15 protein-coding genes are annotated in these 14,683 nt (G+C 60.9%); 11 read left to right on the top strand and 4 right to left on the bottom strand.

The window, feature by feature from the left end:
- Positions 1-63: 63 nt before the first annotated feature.
- Positions 64-744, top strand: a complete 681-nt coding sequence (locus PYK22_RS03055; RefSeq protein ID WP_041974159.1) for a 3-keto-disaccharide hydrolase — start codon at positions 64-66, stop codon at positions 742-744.
- 13 nt (positions 745-757) lie between these two features.
- Here PYK22_RS03055 and PYK22_RS03050 read toward each other — a convergent pair whose 3' ends face one another.
- On the bottom strand, positions 758-1,669 hold the full coding sequence (locus PYK22_RS03050) for a sugar phosphate isomerase/epimerase family protein (RefSeq protein ID WP_157770633.1): 912 nt from the start codon (positions 1,667-1,669) through the stop codon (positions 758-760).
- Between the two features lie 386 nt (positions 1,670-2,055).
- Between PYK22_RS03050 and PYK22_RS03045 the strand changes: the two genes are divergently transcribed.
- The 9 genes from PYK22_RS03045 to PYK22_RS03000 all read left to right on the top strand — a co-directional run bounded on the left by PYK22_RS03045 (position 2,056) and on the right by PYK22_RS03000 (position 11,657).
- Complete coding sequence (locus PYK22_RS03045; RefSeq protein WP_157770632.1) at positions 2,056-2,781, top strand: ThuA domain-containing protein; 726 nt, start codon at positions 2,056-2,058, stop codon at positions 2,779-2,781.
- 170 nt (positions 2,782-2,951) lie between these two features.
- Positions 2,952-4,193: a sugar phosphate isomerase/epimerase family protein gene (locus PYK22_RS16285; RefSeq protein WP_060635274.1), complete on the top strand. Its 1,242-nt coding sequence runs from the start codon at positions 2,952-2,954 to the stop codon at positions 4,191-4,193.
- Between the two features lie 91 nt (positions 4,194-4,284).
- Positions 4,285-5,400 carry a Gfo/Idh/MocA family protein gene (locus PYK22_RS03035; RefSeq protein ID WP_041974157.1) on the top strand — a complete coding sequence of 372 codons (1,116 nt, stop codon included), beginning with the start codon at positions 4,285-4,287 and terminating at the stop codon, positions 5,398-5,400.
- Positions 5,401-5,585: 185 nt separating this feature from the next.
- Positions 5,586-7,304 (top strand): GMC oxidoreductase, encoded by a 1,719-nt coding sequence (locus PYK22_RS03030; RefSeq protein ID WP_041974154.1) that lies wholly within the window; start codon positions 5,586-5,588, stop codon positions 7,302-7,304.
- Between the two features lie 13 nt (positions 7,305-7,317).
- The gene (locus tag PYK22_RS03025) at positions 7,318-8,304 is read left to right on the top strand and encodes a hypothetical protein (protein ID WP_041974151.1); all 987 of its coding nucleotides are present in this window, start codon (positions 7,318-7,320) and stop codon (positions 8,302-8,304) included.
- A 76-nt stretch (positions 8,305-8,380) separates the two neighbouring features.
- Entirely contained in the window at positions 8,381-8,623 is a 243-nt protein-coding gene (locus PYK22_RS03020) for a hypothetical protein (RefSeq protein ID WP_041974148.1), read from the top strand.
- A 25-nt stretch (positions 8,624-8,648) separates the two neighbouring features.
- Positions 8,649-9,311, top strand: coding sequence for a gluconate 2-dehydrogenase subunit 3 family protein (locus PYK22_RS03015; protein WP_060635273.1), 663 nt, complete (start codon positions 8,649-8,651; stop codon positions 9,309-9,311).
- A gap of 208 nt (positions 9,312-9,519) precedes the next feature.
- Positions 9,520-10,893 (top strand): MFS transporter, encoded by a 1,374-nt coding sequence (locus PYK22_RS03005; protein ID WP_060635272.1) that lies wholly within the window; start codon positions 9,520-9,522, stop codon positions 10,891-10,893.
- 50 nt (positions 10,894-10,943) lie between these two features.
- A complete protein-coding gene (locus PYK22_RS03000; protein WP_041974142.1) occupies positions 10,944-11,657 on the top strand; it encodes a 3-keto-disaccharide hydrolase in 714 nt (237 codons plus the stop codon).
- A 6-nt stretch (positions 11,658-11,663) separates the two neighbouring features.
- On the opposite strand, the gene msrA is transcribed toward PYK22_RS03000, so the two are convergent.
- The 3 genes from msrA to PYK22_RS02985 all read right to left on the bottom strand — a co-directional run bounded on the left by msrA (position 11,664) and on the right by PYK22_RS02985 (position 13,749).
- On the bottom strand, positions 11,664-12,206 hold the full coding sequence (gene msrA, locus PYK22_RS02995) for a peptide-methionine (S)-S-oxide reductase MsrA (RefSeq protein WP_041974140.1): 543 nt from the start codon (positions 12,204-12,206) through the stop codon (positions 11,664-11,666).
- A gap of 25 nt (positions 12,207-12,231) precedes the next feature.
- Complete coding sequence (locus PYK22_RS02990) at positions 12,232-12,588, bottom strand: hypothetical protein (protein ID WP_041974137.1); 357 nt, start codon at positions 12,586-12,588, stop codon at positions 12,232-12,234.
- Positions 12,589-12,708: 120 nt separating this feature from the next.
- Positions 12,709-13,749, bottom strand: coding sequence for an SIS domain-containing protein (locus PYK22_RS02985; protein WP_211197599.1), 1,041 nt, complete (start codon positions 13,747-13,749; stop codon positions 12,709-12,711).
- Positions 13,750-13,873: 124 nt separating this feature from the next.
- On the opposite strand from PYK22_RS02985, the gene PYK22_RS02980 reads away from it, so the two are divergent.
- Positions 13,874-14,617 (top strand): GntR family transcriptional regulator, encoded by a 744-nt coding sequence (locus PYK22_RS02980; protein ID WP_041974132.1) that lies wholly within the window; start codon positions 13,874-13,876, stop codon positions 14,615-14,617.
- Positions 14,618-14,683 lie beyond the last annotated feature (66 nt).

The following is a 14,683-nucleotide window of genomic DNA, read 5'->3' as shown; positions in this document are numbered from 1 at the left end:
TCGCTGAAGTGTGGTTGAGTTGCCGAACGATGAAGGATCTCGATTTTCGCCTGGGAGGGTGAGATGAGCGCCATCTTTCGCTTGTTGATCTCGATCGCTCTGCTTTCGCCTTTCGGCTATGCGCAAGCCGCGCGATCTGATTCGACCTGGCGCCAGTTGTTCAACGGACGCGATCTCGCCGGTTGGGAGCATGTCGGTTCGGGAAAGTTCGTCGTTGAAGGCGGCCTTTTGCGGACGGAAGGCGGGATGGGGCTTTTGTGGTACACGCGCGAGAAATTCGGCAATTGCGTCATTCGCGTCGTCTATAAGACGAACGATCCGGCGGCAAACTCGGGCGTCTTCGTGCGCATCGCGGATCGTCCGAAAGACGAATGGTTCGCCGTGCACCACGGTTATGAGGTCCAGATCCTCGATCGACAGGATGCTTATCATCGCACCGGCGCGATCTATTCGCTGGCTCCGTCGCGCAGCGTCCCTTCAAAGCCGGTGGGCGAATGGAACACGCTGGAGATCACGCTCGCAGGCGAGCGGATAATCGTTCGCTTGAATGGAGTCGAGGTTACCAGATTCGATCCCAAACAGCCCGTTCCGCCGCGCGCCAGAGAATGGGAGCCGGAACGCGGCAATATCCGTCCGATCGTCGGTTACATCGGTTTGCAAAATCACGACGATTACGCGCGCGGCAAACCGACGCACGTTTACTTCAAAGAGGTAAGCGTGCGCCCGCTTCGCTCGGGAGATTAGGGCGCTTTCGGCATCAGGAGAGCAAGATTCGCTTGCAATATTCGAAGCAGCGCTTCACCTCTAAGCGCGTGTCTGCGCCGGCGTACTCATACTCTATGTTCGCTGGGATTTTGTACCCATTGTCGCGCAGCAGGCGGAGGATCGCGCGAAGCGGCGTGTCGCCCGTTCCGAAGGGGACGGGCGGCCCTTGATCCCGCTTTCGATCCTTAATGTGTAGCGTCACGATGCGCGCATGGTTCCGTCGAATGAAAGCCACAGGATCGAAACCGGCGGCGACGAAATGGCCGACATCTAGATTGATGCGGATGTTGCTCGTCCCACGCATCGCGCGCTGGAAGCTCTCTGGAGTGGCGATCTCATTCGGCGAGATGCGCGAGTGGTTGTGCAGGCCGACATACATGCGATAGCGGCGCGCAACTCGATCTATGCGCTGCGCCGTGCTGACATTGGAAGATGAGGTCAAGATGCGCGTCCCTAAAGCGCGCGCTTGACGAAAGCCGACCTCGATCTCTTCGTCGGTGAAATCATCGCGCATCGTGTAGTTGTATGCGTTGATCGTAATGCCAGCGCGATCGAAGCGCTCGCGCACGCCGTAAAATAGACTCAGCGGGGCGCGCAAACGCCACCGCCTGAGCTCTTCGCGCGCACGCGCATCCGTATCATCGCGCAGTTCGCGAGGTTCGAGATGCCCGGCCCAAAGTTCACAACTCCCGATCCCTATTTCGCGCATCGCTTGTCGCGCGTCATCGAGATTCAAGTCGCGAAAACTGTAACTTTGCACGCCGAGCAGCACGCCGCGGAAACGCGAATCGATCGGGCCGATTTTGACTACGTCGGCTGTGGCGTCGAACGGGATAAGGGCGGAAGCTAAGCTGCCGAGAACGATCTTGCCCCATTCTCGCCGGTTGAGAATGTGACGTGACATGCCGTCTCTCCTGATCCGTTTTCTCTCGAGTGTCGCTGCGCGACTATAGTCTAACGAGAGCATGGCCGCCAAGCTCGTTTCGGAAAAAATCGGACGATAGCCTAGTTCGCGTAAACGAGCGAACATGACCGCCAAGCCCGCTCGAAAGAATCCCGTTGACACTGCGGGAAAGCGGTATTTATAATCCGCCTCGCCACACAGGGATTCGACCGAAGCACAGCATAGTTTTTTGAGTCTGCTCCCGAGGAGTCGGCGTGTTCACCCTTGACGGTCGAGCGGCTTTCGTTAAAGCTAGCGCTCGGGCGGCGATCATCATCTGCTGTGGACTTTTATGCGCGGCTTTAGCTGGTGTCGCGCGAAGCGCTCCCAGAAAAGGCGATAGGCGATTGCTCGTCGTTACCGTCACGAAAGGATATAGGCATCAATCGATCGCCGTTGCCGAGCGCGTGATCGAAGAACTGGGCCAGCGAAATGGCTGGCTCGTCGATTTCGCGCGCACGGATGAAGAGTTGCGCGCCAAGACCACAAAACGGGGATTGGAAAGCTACGATGCCGTCATCTTTGCGAACACTTCGGGAGTGCTGCCTTTAGCCGATCGCGAGGCGTTTTTGCAGTGGATTCGCGCAGGCCACGCCTTCATTGGGATTCACGCGGCGAGCGATACGTTCCGGCAGGGCACCTTCCCAGCTTACATCGAGATGCTCGGCGGCGAGTTCGATGCGCATGATGCGCCGATGAGCGTGACGTTGCGCGTTGAGGACCGGTCGCATCCGGCGACGCGCCATCTGGGCACGCAGCTTACCGTTTTCGATGAGATCTACCGGATCTGCAATTTCGACCGAAGCAAAGTTCACGTCCTGCTTGCGCTCGACATCGATCCCGTATCAAAGGTTCCGGGCTATTTCCCGTTGGCGTGGAATCGCCTGTACGGGAAGGGAAGAGTCTTCTATACAGCGCTCGGCCATCACGCCGAGGTGATCGAAGCGGATTGGTTTCGGCAACATTTGCAAGGCGGGATTCGCTGGGCGCTCGGACAAGAGCGCGGTGCGAGCGCGCCACAGTGGAGAGGGGCGAGCGCATTGATCGAGTGTCGGGGAATGCGCGCGCAGTAAAATTCGTCGAGCGAACGAACAAACCGATCGGCGCTGGCACGGGGCTGTCGAGTCGCTGCGGCAGTTAAAGCGGAGCGCAAGCGGAGTCGGGCAGCGCCGTCTGCGAAAAACGAACCTTCTTGCGGCTCCTAGAATCGCGTTCCGCTTTCGGCGAGTGAGGCGCATTAGCGATGAGCGTTAAAGCTTTCGAACCGAAGTTCATGCCCGTCGGCATATTGACCGCCGCTTTGCAGGAGTTAACTCCGCGCGACGTGCGCGATCGCGATCCCGATCTGGCGATCGAGGAGTGGGCCGCGTTCGCGCGCGAACTCGGCGTGGATCTAATGCAGTTATCGGCGGCGCTTCATCCGTCGGAAGCAGATGTTCCGCCCGAGGCGATGCTCGATCCCGTCGCCAACACGCTCGACCTGCGCGAGCCGTTCAACGCTGAGCGCGCGCGCCGCGTTCGGCGGGCGCTCGAAGCGAACAAGATCGAGTTGAGCGATGTCGCTTACTTCGACAACATGCTTCACCCTGATCCGCAAATACGCGCGCGCAAACACGAATTCATGCGGCGCGTGATGGACGCCGCCGTGATGCTCGGCGCGCCCGCCGTCTGCGGTTTCGTCGGGCGCAACTTCGATCTCAGCTTGGAGCAGAACCTCGACGATTTCCGCGAAAGCTTCATCCCGCTGCTGCGGGCGGCGAAAGAACGCGGCCTCGTCTATCGCGTCGAGCAGTGTCCGATGCCCGGGTGGACCGTGATGGACCACTTTCACAATAACATCGCTTACACGCCGGGCGCGTGGATCATCCTGCATCGGATCTGCGAAGAGGAGGGCGTCGGCGATCAGTTCCGCATTCACTACGATCCGTCGCACGCGATCTTAATGGGGCAGGATACGCGCTCGGTCTTCCAATACCTGAAAGAGGAAGGTTACAACTTCCTCATCGCTGGATTTCATGTGAAAGGACAGATGATCAACGCGCGCGGGTTGGCCGCTTGGGGCTACGGCGGACAGACGATGCGGCGCGGCGATTGGCGCGACGGCAAACCTTCTGCGGACCCGCGCGAACAGGCCAACGCGTGGAAGAAGCAGACCGCCATCGCCGAACATGAACTGCCGGGCACAGCGCGCCACGACCCGCTCGCTTATTTGCAAAATCGCACGGTCGATTGGCTGGACCATCAGCTCGCCGCGCGCGAACTGCTCGAGCTGGACGTGGAGCGGACGCCGCTCATTGTCGAGCATGAATATCCCAAAGCGCGCATTCAAGACAAAGAACGGTTGAGACCGATCCTGCAGGGTTCGATCGCCTTCACGCGCAAAATAGATGAAGCCGCTGCGTGCATGTACGCTTTGCAGCACGAGGTGCTGGCCGCGCAAGGGATCCCCGTTCAAGGCATCGGGCGCGAGCCCTATCGGTCCTGATCCAAAGAGCAGTTCGCTCCGCTGCGCTTCCAGCGCGGAGGATTTTAGGGCGAAAGATCATGTTCTCCGGGCGCGAGGTTGAAGGGCGAAGATGAAGAGGATGAACGTCGCGATGATCGGCTATCGCTTCATGGGCAAAGCGCATAGCAACGCTTGGCGACAGGTGGCGAGATTCTTCGACGTGCCCATCGAACCCGTGATGAAGGTCATCTGCGGGCGCAACGGAACGGAAGTGCGAAAGGCTGCCGAAAAGTACGGCTGGCAGGAGCACGCGACCGACTGGCGCGAAGTGATCGAGCGCAAAGACATAGACATCATCGACATCTGCACGCCCGGGGATTCGCACCACGACATCGCCGTCGCCGCCGCCGAAGCGGGTAAAGCGATCCTATGCGAAAAGCCTTTGGCGAACACGTTGGCAGAAGCCGAACGGATGCTCGCGGCGGTCGAACGCGCCGGCGTCACGCACATGGTCTGCCACAACTACCGGCGCGCGCCCGCCGTCGCGCTTGCCAAAGAGCTGATCGAGCGGGGCGAACTCGGCCAGATCTACCACTACCGCGGGACCTATCTTCAGGATTGGATCGTCGATCCGAACTTTCCGCGCGTGTGGCGGCTCGAACGCGCCAAAGCCGGTTCGGGCGCGCTCGGCGACATTGCCTCGCACTCGATCGATCTGGCGCGCTATCTCGTCGGCGAAATCACCGAGGTAGCCAGCTTGCTCGAAACTTTCATCAAAGAGCGCCCTTCGCCTGACGATCCGACAAAACGCCTCCCGGTCGATGTGGATGATGCCGCGCTCGCGCTCTGCCGATTCGAAAACGGCGCCATCGGCACAATCGAAGCGTCACGCTTTGCGACCGGCAGAAAGAACTACAACCGCTTCGAGATCAACGGCAGCCGCGGCAGCCTCGTCTTCAACCTCGAACGGATGAATGAGCTTGAGCTTTACATCGAGGAAGGATCCAACAGCGGTTTCCGTCAGGTGATCGTCACCGAACCGGACCATCCATACATCGCCGCGTGGTTTCCGCCGGGCCACATCATCGGTTACGAGCACACGTTTACGCACACGGTGCTCGATTTTCTGAAGGCGATCGATGAGGGAAGATTGCCGCAGCCGAATTTCCGTGATGGCCTGCGAAATCAACGGGTGCTCGCGGCCATCGAGCGGGCGCATGCGAGCAGGGTTTGGGAGAGGGTTTAAAGCTAGACGCGGGGAGACGATTGGAGAAATTGTTCTGATGATCGACAAAATCTGCGAAGCGGAGATGAAGATTTCGAGCTAGCGGACGCATCGGTCTTCAATCAAGTGGGCTGAGCGAGCCGCGCTCTTGCGCGAGCTAGTCGAGCTAGCGGACGCATCGGTCTTCAATACGGTGGGGGCATCATATGGGTGTGCGGGTTTATGATGCGATCGTCGTCGGTTCTGGGGCGACGGGCGGTTGGGCCGCTAAACAACTGGCCGAAAAGGGGCTCGATGTTCTAGTGCTCGAAGCCGGGCCACAGATCGATCCGAAGCGCGACTACAAGCAGCACTACTTCCCGTACCATCTCCCTTTTCGCGGTTTCGGCAATCGCGAAGAGCTCGAACGCAAGCAGCCGATCCAATCGCGTTGCTATGCGTGCAACGAGTATGGGAGCCACTTTTTCGTCAACGATCTGGAGCATCCGTACACGACGCCGCCCGATCGTCCGTTCTTGTACATTCGCGGGCGACAGGTCGGCGGGCGCACGCTGATGTGGGGACGGCAGTCTTACCGCATGTCCGATTACGATTTCAAGGCGGCGAGCCGCGACGGGTGGGGCGAGGACTGGCCCATCGAATACAAGGACCTTGCACCCTACTACGATCTCGTCGAACGCTTCATCGGCGTGAGCGGCATGCGCGAGAACTTGCCGCAGTTGCCCGACGGGATATTCTTGCCGCCGATGGCGATGACGTGCGGCGAGCTAAAGTTAAAGCGCGGGGTCGAAGCGTACGCCAGAAGGATCGGCAATCCGTTCTTGCGCGTGACGATCGGGCGGACCGCCGTTCTGACGCGCAAGCCGCTCGATGATGCGCTCGGCACGCGCAAGCCTTGCCATTACTGCGGGCGGTGCGAATCCGGGTGTCACACGGGCTCCTATTTCAGCTCGCTCCATTCGACGCTTCCGGCGGCGCTTCGCACGGGACGCGCGACGCTCGTCACCGATGCCGTGGTCAGCCACATCGTGCTCGATCGCAACACGGGCCGAGCCAAGGGCGTCTATTATGTCGATGCCGTCACGCGCGCGCATCGCGAAGTCTTCGGGCGAATGATCTTCCTTTGCGCGGGCGCGTTGGAATCGACGCGCATCCTTTTAAATTCGCGGTCGCTCGACGGCGCCGAGGGCATTTGCAACTCGTCGGGCGTGCTGGGCCATTATTTGATGGACCACCTGATGGGCGGCGGAGCGCGGGGAATTTTCCCTGATCTGCCTGCCAAACCACTCTTGCAGGATGGGCGGCCCAACGGCATCTACATCCCGCGCTTCGTCAATCTGGAGCGGCGCGATCGTCCCTTCTTGCGCGGGTACGGGTATCAGGGCGGCAGCGGTCAATCCCTCTGGCAACATGCCAAGACGCTTCCCGGTTTCGGCGCCGATTTCAAGCGGCGCGTGCGCGAAGAGCATCCGTGGGGCATCAGCCTCGGCGGATTCGGCGAGGTCTTGCCTTACTACGAGAATCACGTGCGCCTTAACAAGGACGTGGTCGATGCTTTCGGTATCCCAGTCCTGCACATCGACGTCGAATACAAGGACAACGAAAAGAAGATGGTGGTCGATATGGGTGAGACGGCTGCCGAACTGCTAGAGGCTGCCGGAGCTAAAGAGATCACCATCAGTCGCGGACCGATGAGCATCCCGGGGCAAGGCATTCACGAGTGTGGAACGGCCCGGATGGGGAACGATCCACGAAAGAGCGTGCTCAACAAGTTCAATCAAGCTCATGATATCCCGAATATCTTCGTCACCGACGGCGCGTGCTACGTTTCGATCGGAACGCAGAATCCGACGTTGACTTACATGGCGATCACGGCGCGCGCTTGCGATTACGCCGTCGAGGAGTTGCGGGCCGGGCGTCTCTAGACAGAGGAGCGAGATGGCGAGAAAAGGGATGAGAAGGCGTTGGTTGAGGATCTATGTGGCATTGGTCGTCGCCGCGATCAACGTCGCCCCGGCGCAGGCGCAGCGGCGCGGTCGCATGGCGCGCGTCGAAAGAGCGAGCAGCACGAATCTGCGTAGCTCGAACGACTACCCGCCCACCGGACCCTACAGTTCGGTCATCGCCGTCGGCGGTCATCGCGCGCCGGGCGCAGTGCCAGTTCACGATTCGGGCGCGGCGGTGCGCGCCATCACCGGCAGTTTGCGGGGCAACCGCATCGCCGTGCGCGACTCGCAAGATCGTCCGTTCTTCGATCTGCGTTTGACGGGGGCGCGCATCGTTCGGGGGCGGTTGGAATTGGAAGGCGAAGCCGTGCCGGTCGTCGGCCAGCGCACGTTCGTGCGCATGACGGTCGATCTCAGCGGCACGCTCGCCAAGTACAGACCACCCGAAGAGGAACAGGCCGTTGCGCGTGCGCCCGTGACGCCCACCACGCCAGCTGCTGGCCAGAATCCCGCGCAGCCGCCGGGACAAGCGCCAGCCAATCCGGAAAGCGCTTCGGGACTGGGCCAGCTAGCGCAGGCCACGCAATCGACTGCGCGCACGGCGCAGACGCCCACCGCACCGGGCGGGCGCACGACGCTGACCGAAGCGATCACGGCGCCGCCCGTGCAGACGGCTGCCGTCGCCGGCGCGCGGCTCGGCGCGACCACCGGTTGCGAGATCCTCTTCCTTCGCTTTCGCCTGCCGGAAGGCTGGCCAGCCCGCACGGCGCGGGGCGGCGGAAGAAGGCGGGCCGCCGAGCCGACCTATCAGCTCGGCGTGATGGTCCCGTCGCGCGACAACAAGCGCGGCGAGGAGATCAACCAAACGATGTGTCGTGTGATACGCGCGATGCAAGCGGGAGAGGGCGAACGACTTAACGAGGAGCTTGCGCGATTGAACCAACTTCTCGCGCGAGCCTCGTCCGCCGAGCCGCGTTGAAAGAGCCGCACGTCCGACTTCCAGTCAACACGTCTCTTTCAATCGCGGCTCATTCGGCGGCAAAGGTTGAAGAGCGATGGTGCGCGTCGCCGTCATTGGACTCGATGAGGTTTATCGGCAGGGGGTGTTCGTCGAGTGGGAGAGCGCTTATCCAGCGCGAACGCTCCGTCAACTTCCCGACGGAACCTGTTTGATCCCGCCGGAGTGGCTCGATGATTTGCGGCGCATCGCGGCGGAATGTTGCTCCGAGGTGCGCGTGATCAACGAGCCAAAGGCGTCGCGGCGCGACTTTCTCCGTCGCTTCGCCCCTAAACTTTAGGAACGAAGGCCGAGGAACACAAAAGATGACTGAGAAGTTCACCAACGAAGCAGTGGACAAGCGCGACGATGTCGATCTCGAACGGCGGCGCGTGCTGCGCGTGTTGGCGATGAGCGCGGCGGCGGCAACCACCATCTCGATCTACGACAATCCGGCCAACGCGCAAGCGCAGGTCGCCAATCCGTTCAGCTATGCGGCGGGAGTGCCACCCGCGCCGTTGCCATCCAAGCCGCTCTTCTTCAATGCAGAAGAGATGCGCACGATCACGGCCATCTCGGACCTGATCATCCCGACGGACGACCACTCGCCCGGCGCGGTGGAAGCCAAAGTGCCCGCGTTCATCGACTTGATGGTGAGCGTCGCCAACGAAGAGACGAAGCGCCTGTGGCGCGACGGCCTTGTCGCGATCGATCGCTTGGCAACCAAACGTTTCAACGAGCGGTTTGCCGATCTACGATTAGCGCAACAGATCGAACTGCTCAAGGAGTTAGCTAAAAACGAGTTCAAGCCCGCTGCCGAGCAGACTCTGGAAGAGCGCTTCTTCCGCGCCATCAAGACGCTGACGATCGATGGCTACTACACGTCCGAGATCGGCATTCATCAGGATCTGCAGTACCAAGGCAACCGTTACCAGAAGGAATTTCTGGGTTGCGCCGAGGCGAAAGCTTTGGGTCTGAAGATCGAATAAGCGTGCCGGGCGCGTGTCAGTGCGGCGGCGGATAGCCGGCTGAAGACGAGGCTCGCCGGGCGCGGCGAGACGCTGCCACTGACTTTGCGACGAGCGCCGTCGTTGAAGAAACGGCGCGCAGGTTTGCACCGGATCTGCGCGAAGCGAAGAGCTGAAACGGCGGCCTATCCCAGATTAGCTCGAACGACGAAGAGAGGAGACGAGGAAGGTGAGCGAAACTGTCAACAGAATCAGCGCGCGTTTTCTCATGGTCGTCGCTTTTTTCGGCATCTTTCTCTACGGCCTGCTGGCAGCGTTGCCGGGGTCGGTGTTGCCGACGCTGGAGCGCGGACAGTACTTGCCTTCCGATAGTGACGTCGGCACCTTTCTGCTGATCAACGCCATCGGGGCGGTGGTCGCCTACATCGTGAGCGGCCCCGTCATGGACCGGCTCGGGCGCAAGATCGCGCTCGCGCTCGGCTCCGTCTTGGTGTTGCTATCGATGGTTGGGTTCGCGCTCGTCGTCACGCGCGTCGAGCCGGAAGCGGCCTTGTTACCCATCTTCCTCTGCTCGCTCGTGCTCGGCATGGGAGCCAACGCCATCGTCGCCGCGGGCCACGCGCTGGTGGCCGACGTCGCCGAGTCGTGGCGCAATGCTGCGCTCAATCTGCTCGACATCTGTTTCGGGCTGGGATTGGCGGCGCTGCCGCTGGTGGTCCAGCGCATCCAGCAACAGGGCGGCGTGCAGATGGTCTTCTGGACGCTGGCCGGTTTGACCGTGCTGCTGCTCGTTGCGGCTAGCTTCCCGCGCTACCCGACCATCGGGCACGAGAGCGGATCGGCGGCCGGAGACGTACGTTCACTGCTCAGCAACGGAAGCTTCTGGTTGCTAGCCATCGCGCTTTTCATGTACGTCGGCGCCGAAGTGGCGGTCGGCAAGTGGGTCGTCACCTTCATGCAGCGCGATGGTCAGATCCTCGCCAATTCCGGCTTGAACGCGGAGAGCCTGCGAATCATCGCGCAAGGTTCGCCCGAAGAACAGACGCGCTTCTTCGAGCAGAGCCGCGAGGGCGTGGCGGTTGCCACCTATGCGCTGCGAACGCTGTCGTTCTTTGCGTTCGCGCTGCTCTTCGGACGTTTGGTGTCGAGTTTTCTGCTCGGCGTGCTGCGCGTCAATAGCTTCTGGCTGATCGTCGCCGCCAGCATCTTCACTTCGGTCGCGCTGATCATCGCCTTTACGGCGAGCAAACCTGCGATGGTGCGTGCGGGTTTGATCCTCGCCGGTTTCGGCATGGGGCCGATCTTTCCGACGTCGGTCGGATTGGCTTCCATGATCGCGCCGCGCATCGCTGGCACGGCGATGAGTTGGGTCATGGGCGTCGGTTTTGCCGGACTGCTGCTGATCCCGCCCGCCGTCGGTTACGTCTCCGATGCGCTCGGCGAGGGAACGGGCAATCTGCGCGCCGGGTTGTTCGTCGTCGTCGCTGCGGCGATCACCATGGCCGTGCTCCACGTTTTGCTCGCTTTGCGCGAGCGGCGGCGCTTGGCCGCGGGCGAAACGGCGCTGGCGCGAGAAGAAGCGCGCGCCGCCGGCGGCGCATGAGCTTCGTCGCGGTCCATCATCGAATCGATCTTCGAGACAGAGAGGGGAAAATGAGAAGAGGAATTGGATTGCTGTTGACTGCCGTTTTCATCCTTTGCTCGGTCGAAGCGCACGGCTACGCGCAGAAGAAGCGCCGCAGCGAGGGGCGCGGGCGCGGAAGCGGTTGGATCGTCCTGTTCGACGGCAAATCGACCGACGCTTGGCGCGGGTATCGCCGCGACTCTTTCCCCACCGGTGGGTGGACCATCGAGGACGGCGCCTTGAAAACCATCGTCGGCGGGGATCGCGTCGACCTGATCACCAAGGAGAAGTTCAGGAACTTCGAGTTCGAATGCGAATGGCGCGTCTCGCCCGGAGGAAATTCCGGCATCATCTATCTGGTGACGGAGGACGAGCCGGATTCGTGGCGCACCGGTCCAGAGATGCAAATCCTCGATGACGAGAGGCATCCTGATGGGAAGAACCCCAAAACCTCTGCCGGAGCGCTCTACGATTTGATCGCGCCTTCGGCTGACAAGGCCCTAATGCCGGTCGGGCAGTACAACAAGATTCGTCTGATCGTCAAGGATGGGCACGTCGAGCATTGGTTGAACGGTCGGAAGATAGTCGAGTATCGGCTTGGCAGCCCCGAACTGCAGAGGTTGATCGCGCAGAGCAAGTTCAAAGATATGCCCCATTTCGCCAAGGCGAGAGAGGGACACATCGCGCTGCAGCATCATGGCGAGGAGGTCTATTTTCGAAAGATTCGCATCCGACGCTTGTGACCGCCGTCAAGATTTCAGCTTGTCGCGAAACTTCGCGCGCAGCTTCGCGACCTTTGGCGCCACGACCACCTGACAGTAGGGCTGATCCGGATTCTTGCGGAAATATCCTTGATGATAATCCTCGGCTGGATAGAAAGCGGCGGCGGGCGCGATCTCCGTGACGATCGGGCGATCCCACACTTGCGCCCGTTCGAGCGCGGCGATCATCTCTTCGGCTATCTCCCGTTGTTCAGGTGAGTGATAGAAGATGGCCGAACGATACTGAGTGCCGATGTCTGCGCCTTGGCGATTCAATGTGGTCGGATCGTGAATGGCGAAGAAGATCTCCAGAAGCTCTTTGTACGAGATCTGTTGTGGATCGAAGGTGATTTGCACAGCTTCAGCGTGCCCGGTCATGCCCGTGCACACCTGCTGATAAGTCGGGTTGGGAACGTGGCCGCCGGTGTAGCCCGAGATGACGCGCTCGACGCCGCGGACTTCGCTGAAGACGGCCTCTAGGCACCAGAAGCAACCGCCCGCCAATGTCGCCAGTTCTCCGTTTACAGACATGCCCCTCCTTCCAAAGCGCCCTCGATCATCTCAATCCGAGCAACAGCAGCACTGAACGATCGGAGACTTCTCCTCCCTTTTCGCGCCATTCATGGTAAGCCTTCAACTCTCGCTCTTGCACGGGACGATTGCCCAACCGCGCCGCCGGCGTCTTGCTCAGAGCGCGATCGGTCAGCGCCAGATGCGACGCGCGCACGGTCAAACTTTCGGGACGTTGGAGCGCGGCTTCCGCCGATTCGATGTCGGGGAAGAAATCTTCATACGCCATGATGTGCCAGACCGTCCCTTCTTCACGCTCCTCGACGGCGAGCACACGCAGCAACGCGAAAGCGCTCTCCAGTTGGAAAACAAGATCGTCGCCCGGACTGAATGGAAGCGCCATAATTACCCCGAATCAGATGACCGATTAGAACTTTAGCACGACCCGCGACATGTCGAAAGCTGCCGCGCGCCGCAACGCGCGCTACGTTGCTCGACCGTGAGAGACGAGGGGAGCGCCCGCTCATAGCGTGCGCGTCACTTTCGAGAGCGAACGCGGTTTATCCGGATCGAGCCCTTTCGCTTCCGCCAGTAACGCGGCGAAGAGTTGGCCGGGGACGATATATGGGATCGGCGCGAGAAATTCATTCAACTCTTCAGGCATTCTGATGGAGCGCGTGCAAAGCTCCGCCACCGCGCGCTCGCTCGTGATGGCCAGCGTGTCGGCGCGCAGCTCGCGCAGCCGCTCGAGCAGACTCATCACGCCGGGAAGCGTGACCCCGGGAGGCGCAAACAGAATGATCGGAAAATGGCGTTCGACGATCGCAAGAGGTCCGTGGAAGAAGTCAGCCGAGGAGAATCTTTCGGCGACGACGTAGCATGTCTCCATCAGCTTCAAAGCGAGTTCATAAGCGTTCGCATAGCTTAAGCCGCGACCGACGACGACGCAATTCTCCATGAAGACGTAGCGCGCGACGAGTTCTTCGACTATGGGGCGTAACGCGAGAGCGCGGGCGACGTATTCCGGGATCTTCTCGAAATCGAGCTTCGGCGTAGCCCCATCGGTCAACGCTTCGGCCAGCATGTAGAAGAGCATCATCTGGCCCGTGTAGGTCTTGGTCGCCGCCACCGATTGCTCGCGCCCGCCGTGCATGAGGAGCGTTTCATCAACGATGCGCGTCATGGTCGAAGTCGGTTCGTTCGTGATCCCGAGCGTGAACGCCCCGCACTCGCGGGCGCGCGCGAGCACGCGATTGATGTCTTCGCCCTCGCCGGATTGCGAAACGCCGATCACAAGAGCGCGATCGAGCTTCAAGCGCGCGCCGTAGAGCGTGTAGACGGAAGGAGCGGAGAGCGAAACCGGGATCCCCGTCCGAATCTCCATCAAGTAGCGCCCGAACAAAGCGGCGTTGTCGGAGCTGCCGCGCGCGACCATGATGATCAAGTCGATATCGCGCTCGCGCAAGAACTTGCCGAGACGTTCGACCTTGGCGCGCTCTTCGCGGATCGTCTCGGCCAGCGCGCGCGGTTGCTCTTCGATCTCTTGAAGCATCAAAGATGACACCTTATCCTCGACTCTCCTTTCACCGAATAGATATCGCGTCGCAAACGCCGTTGACAGGTCGCTTGCGACATGGTAATGATCAACGGGCGTGGTATAGTCCGCTATTCAGCTTGGAGCAAGGGTAATGGAAAAAGCGCTCGATCGCAACAGCTACATCCCGCTTTACGCGCAGATCCAGCAAAAACTCCGCCAGATGATCGAACGCGGCGAGATCGCGCCCGGCGCGCCCGTCCCCTCGGAACGGGAGCTGGCCGAGCGCTACGGCGTCAGCCGCATGACCGCGCGTCAAGCGCTGCGCGCTTTGCGCCACGATGGGCTCGTCTATCGCGAACGCGGGATCGGGACCTTCGTCGCCCGTCGCAAAGTTGACGTCCATACGCGCAACCTCGTCGGCTTCACCGAGGATATGCGACAGCGCGGTCTGAAACCAAGCTCGAAGCTGATCCTGCTCAAGCGCGAGAAGGCAACGCAACAGATCGCCAATGAACTGGGGATCGAAGTCGGCGAAGGGGTCTTCCATTTGGAGCGACTGCGCTTGGCCAACGGCACGCCAATGGCTTACGAGTCGAACTACATCCCAGCCGATCTATGCCCCGACTTGGATCAGTACGATCTCGAGCGCGATTCGCTCTACCGCATCCTCGAAGAGGAGCACGGCATACGCATGCAGAGCGCTGACGAGGTGTTGGAAGCGGCGCGCGCGCCGCGGCGCGAAGCGCGTTACCTTTCGATCCGCGCCGGTTCGCCCGTGCTCGTCGTTCACCGCGTCGTCTATGGCGACAACGGCCGCGCCATCGAATCCGTGCGCACGATCTACCGCGCCGATCGCTACCGCGCGACGTTTCACTTGACGAAGAACACGCTCTGACGACTAGCCGTTTCGGCAGCGGGCGCGGGTGGAGCTTCACCGGCGAACGGATCTTTCGCAAGCAGC

Origin of the sequence: Pyrinomonas methylaliphatogenes (genome assembly GCF_000820845.2) — a bacterium.
Lineage (GTDB): Bacteria > Acidobacteriota > Blastocatellia > Pyrinomonadales > Pyrinomonadaceae > Pyrinomonas > Pyrinomonas methylaliphatogenes.
This window is presented reverse-complemented; position numbering and strand designations above follow the sequence as displayed.

Excerpts from the sequence above, each read along its gene's own strand:
- PYK22_RS03035 (WP_041974157.1), top strand. The coding sequence starts at position 4,285 with ATGAAGAGGATGAACGTCGCGATGATCGGCTATCGCTTCATGGGCAAA.
- PYK22_RS03000 (WP_041974142.1), top strand. The coding sequence starts at position 10,944 with ATGAGAAGAGGAATTGGATTGCTGTTGACTGCCGTTTTCATCCTTTGC.
- PYK22_RS02980 (WP_041974132.1), top strand. The coding sequence starts at position 13,874 with ATGGAAAAAGCGCTCGATCGCAACAGCTACATCCCGCTTTACGCGCAG.
- PYK22_RS03030 (WP_041974154.1), top strand. The coding sequence starts at position 5,586 with ATGGGTGTGCGGGTTTATGATGCGATCGTCGTCGGTTCTGGGGCGACG.
- PYK22_RS03020 (WP_041974148.1), top strand. The coding sequence starts at position 8,381 with ATGGTGCGCGTCGCCGTCATTGGACTCGATGAGGTTTATCGGCAGGGG.
- PYK22_RS02990 (WP_041974137.1), bottom strand. The coding sequence starts at position 12,588 with ATGGCGCTTCCATTCAGTCCGGGCGACGATCTTGTTTTCCAACTGGAG.
- PYK22_RS03015 (WP_060635273.1), top strand. The coding sequence starts at position 8,649 with ATGACTGAGAAGTTCACCAACGAAGCAGTGGACAAGCGCGACGATGTC.
- PYK22_RS16285 (WP_060635274.1), top strand. The coding sequence starts at position 2,952 with ATGAGCGTTAAAGCTTTCGAACCGAAGTTCATGCCCGTCGGCATATTG.
- PYK22_RS03050 (WP_157770633.1), bottom strand. The coding sequence starts at position 1,669 with ATGTCACGTCACATTCTCAACCGGCGAGAATGGGGCAAGATCGTTCTC.
- PYK22_RS03055 (WP_041974159.1), top strand. The coding sequence starts at position 64 with ATGAGCGCCATCTTTCGCTTGTTGATCTCGATCGCTCTGCTTTCGCCT.
- msrA (WP_041974140.1), bottom strand. The coding sequence starts at position 12,206 with ATGTCTGTAAACGGAGAACTGGCGACATTGGCGGGCGGTTGCTTCTGG.
- PYK22_RS03025 (WP_041974151.1), top strand. The coding sequence starts at position 7,318 with ATGGCGAGAAAAGGGATGAGAAGGCGTTGGTTGAGGATCTATGTGGCA.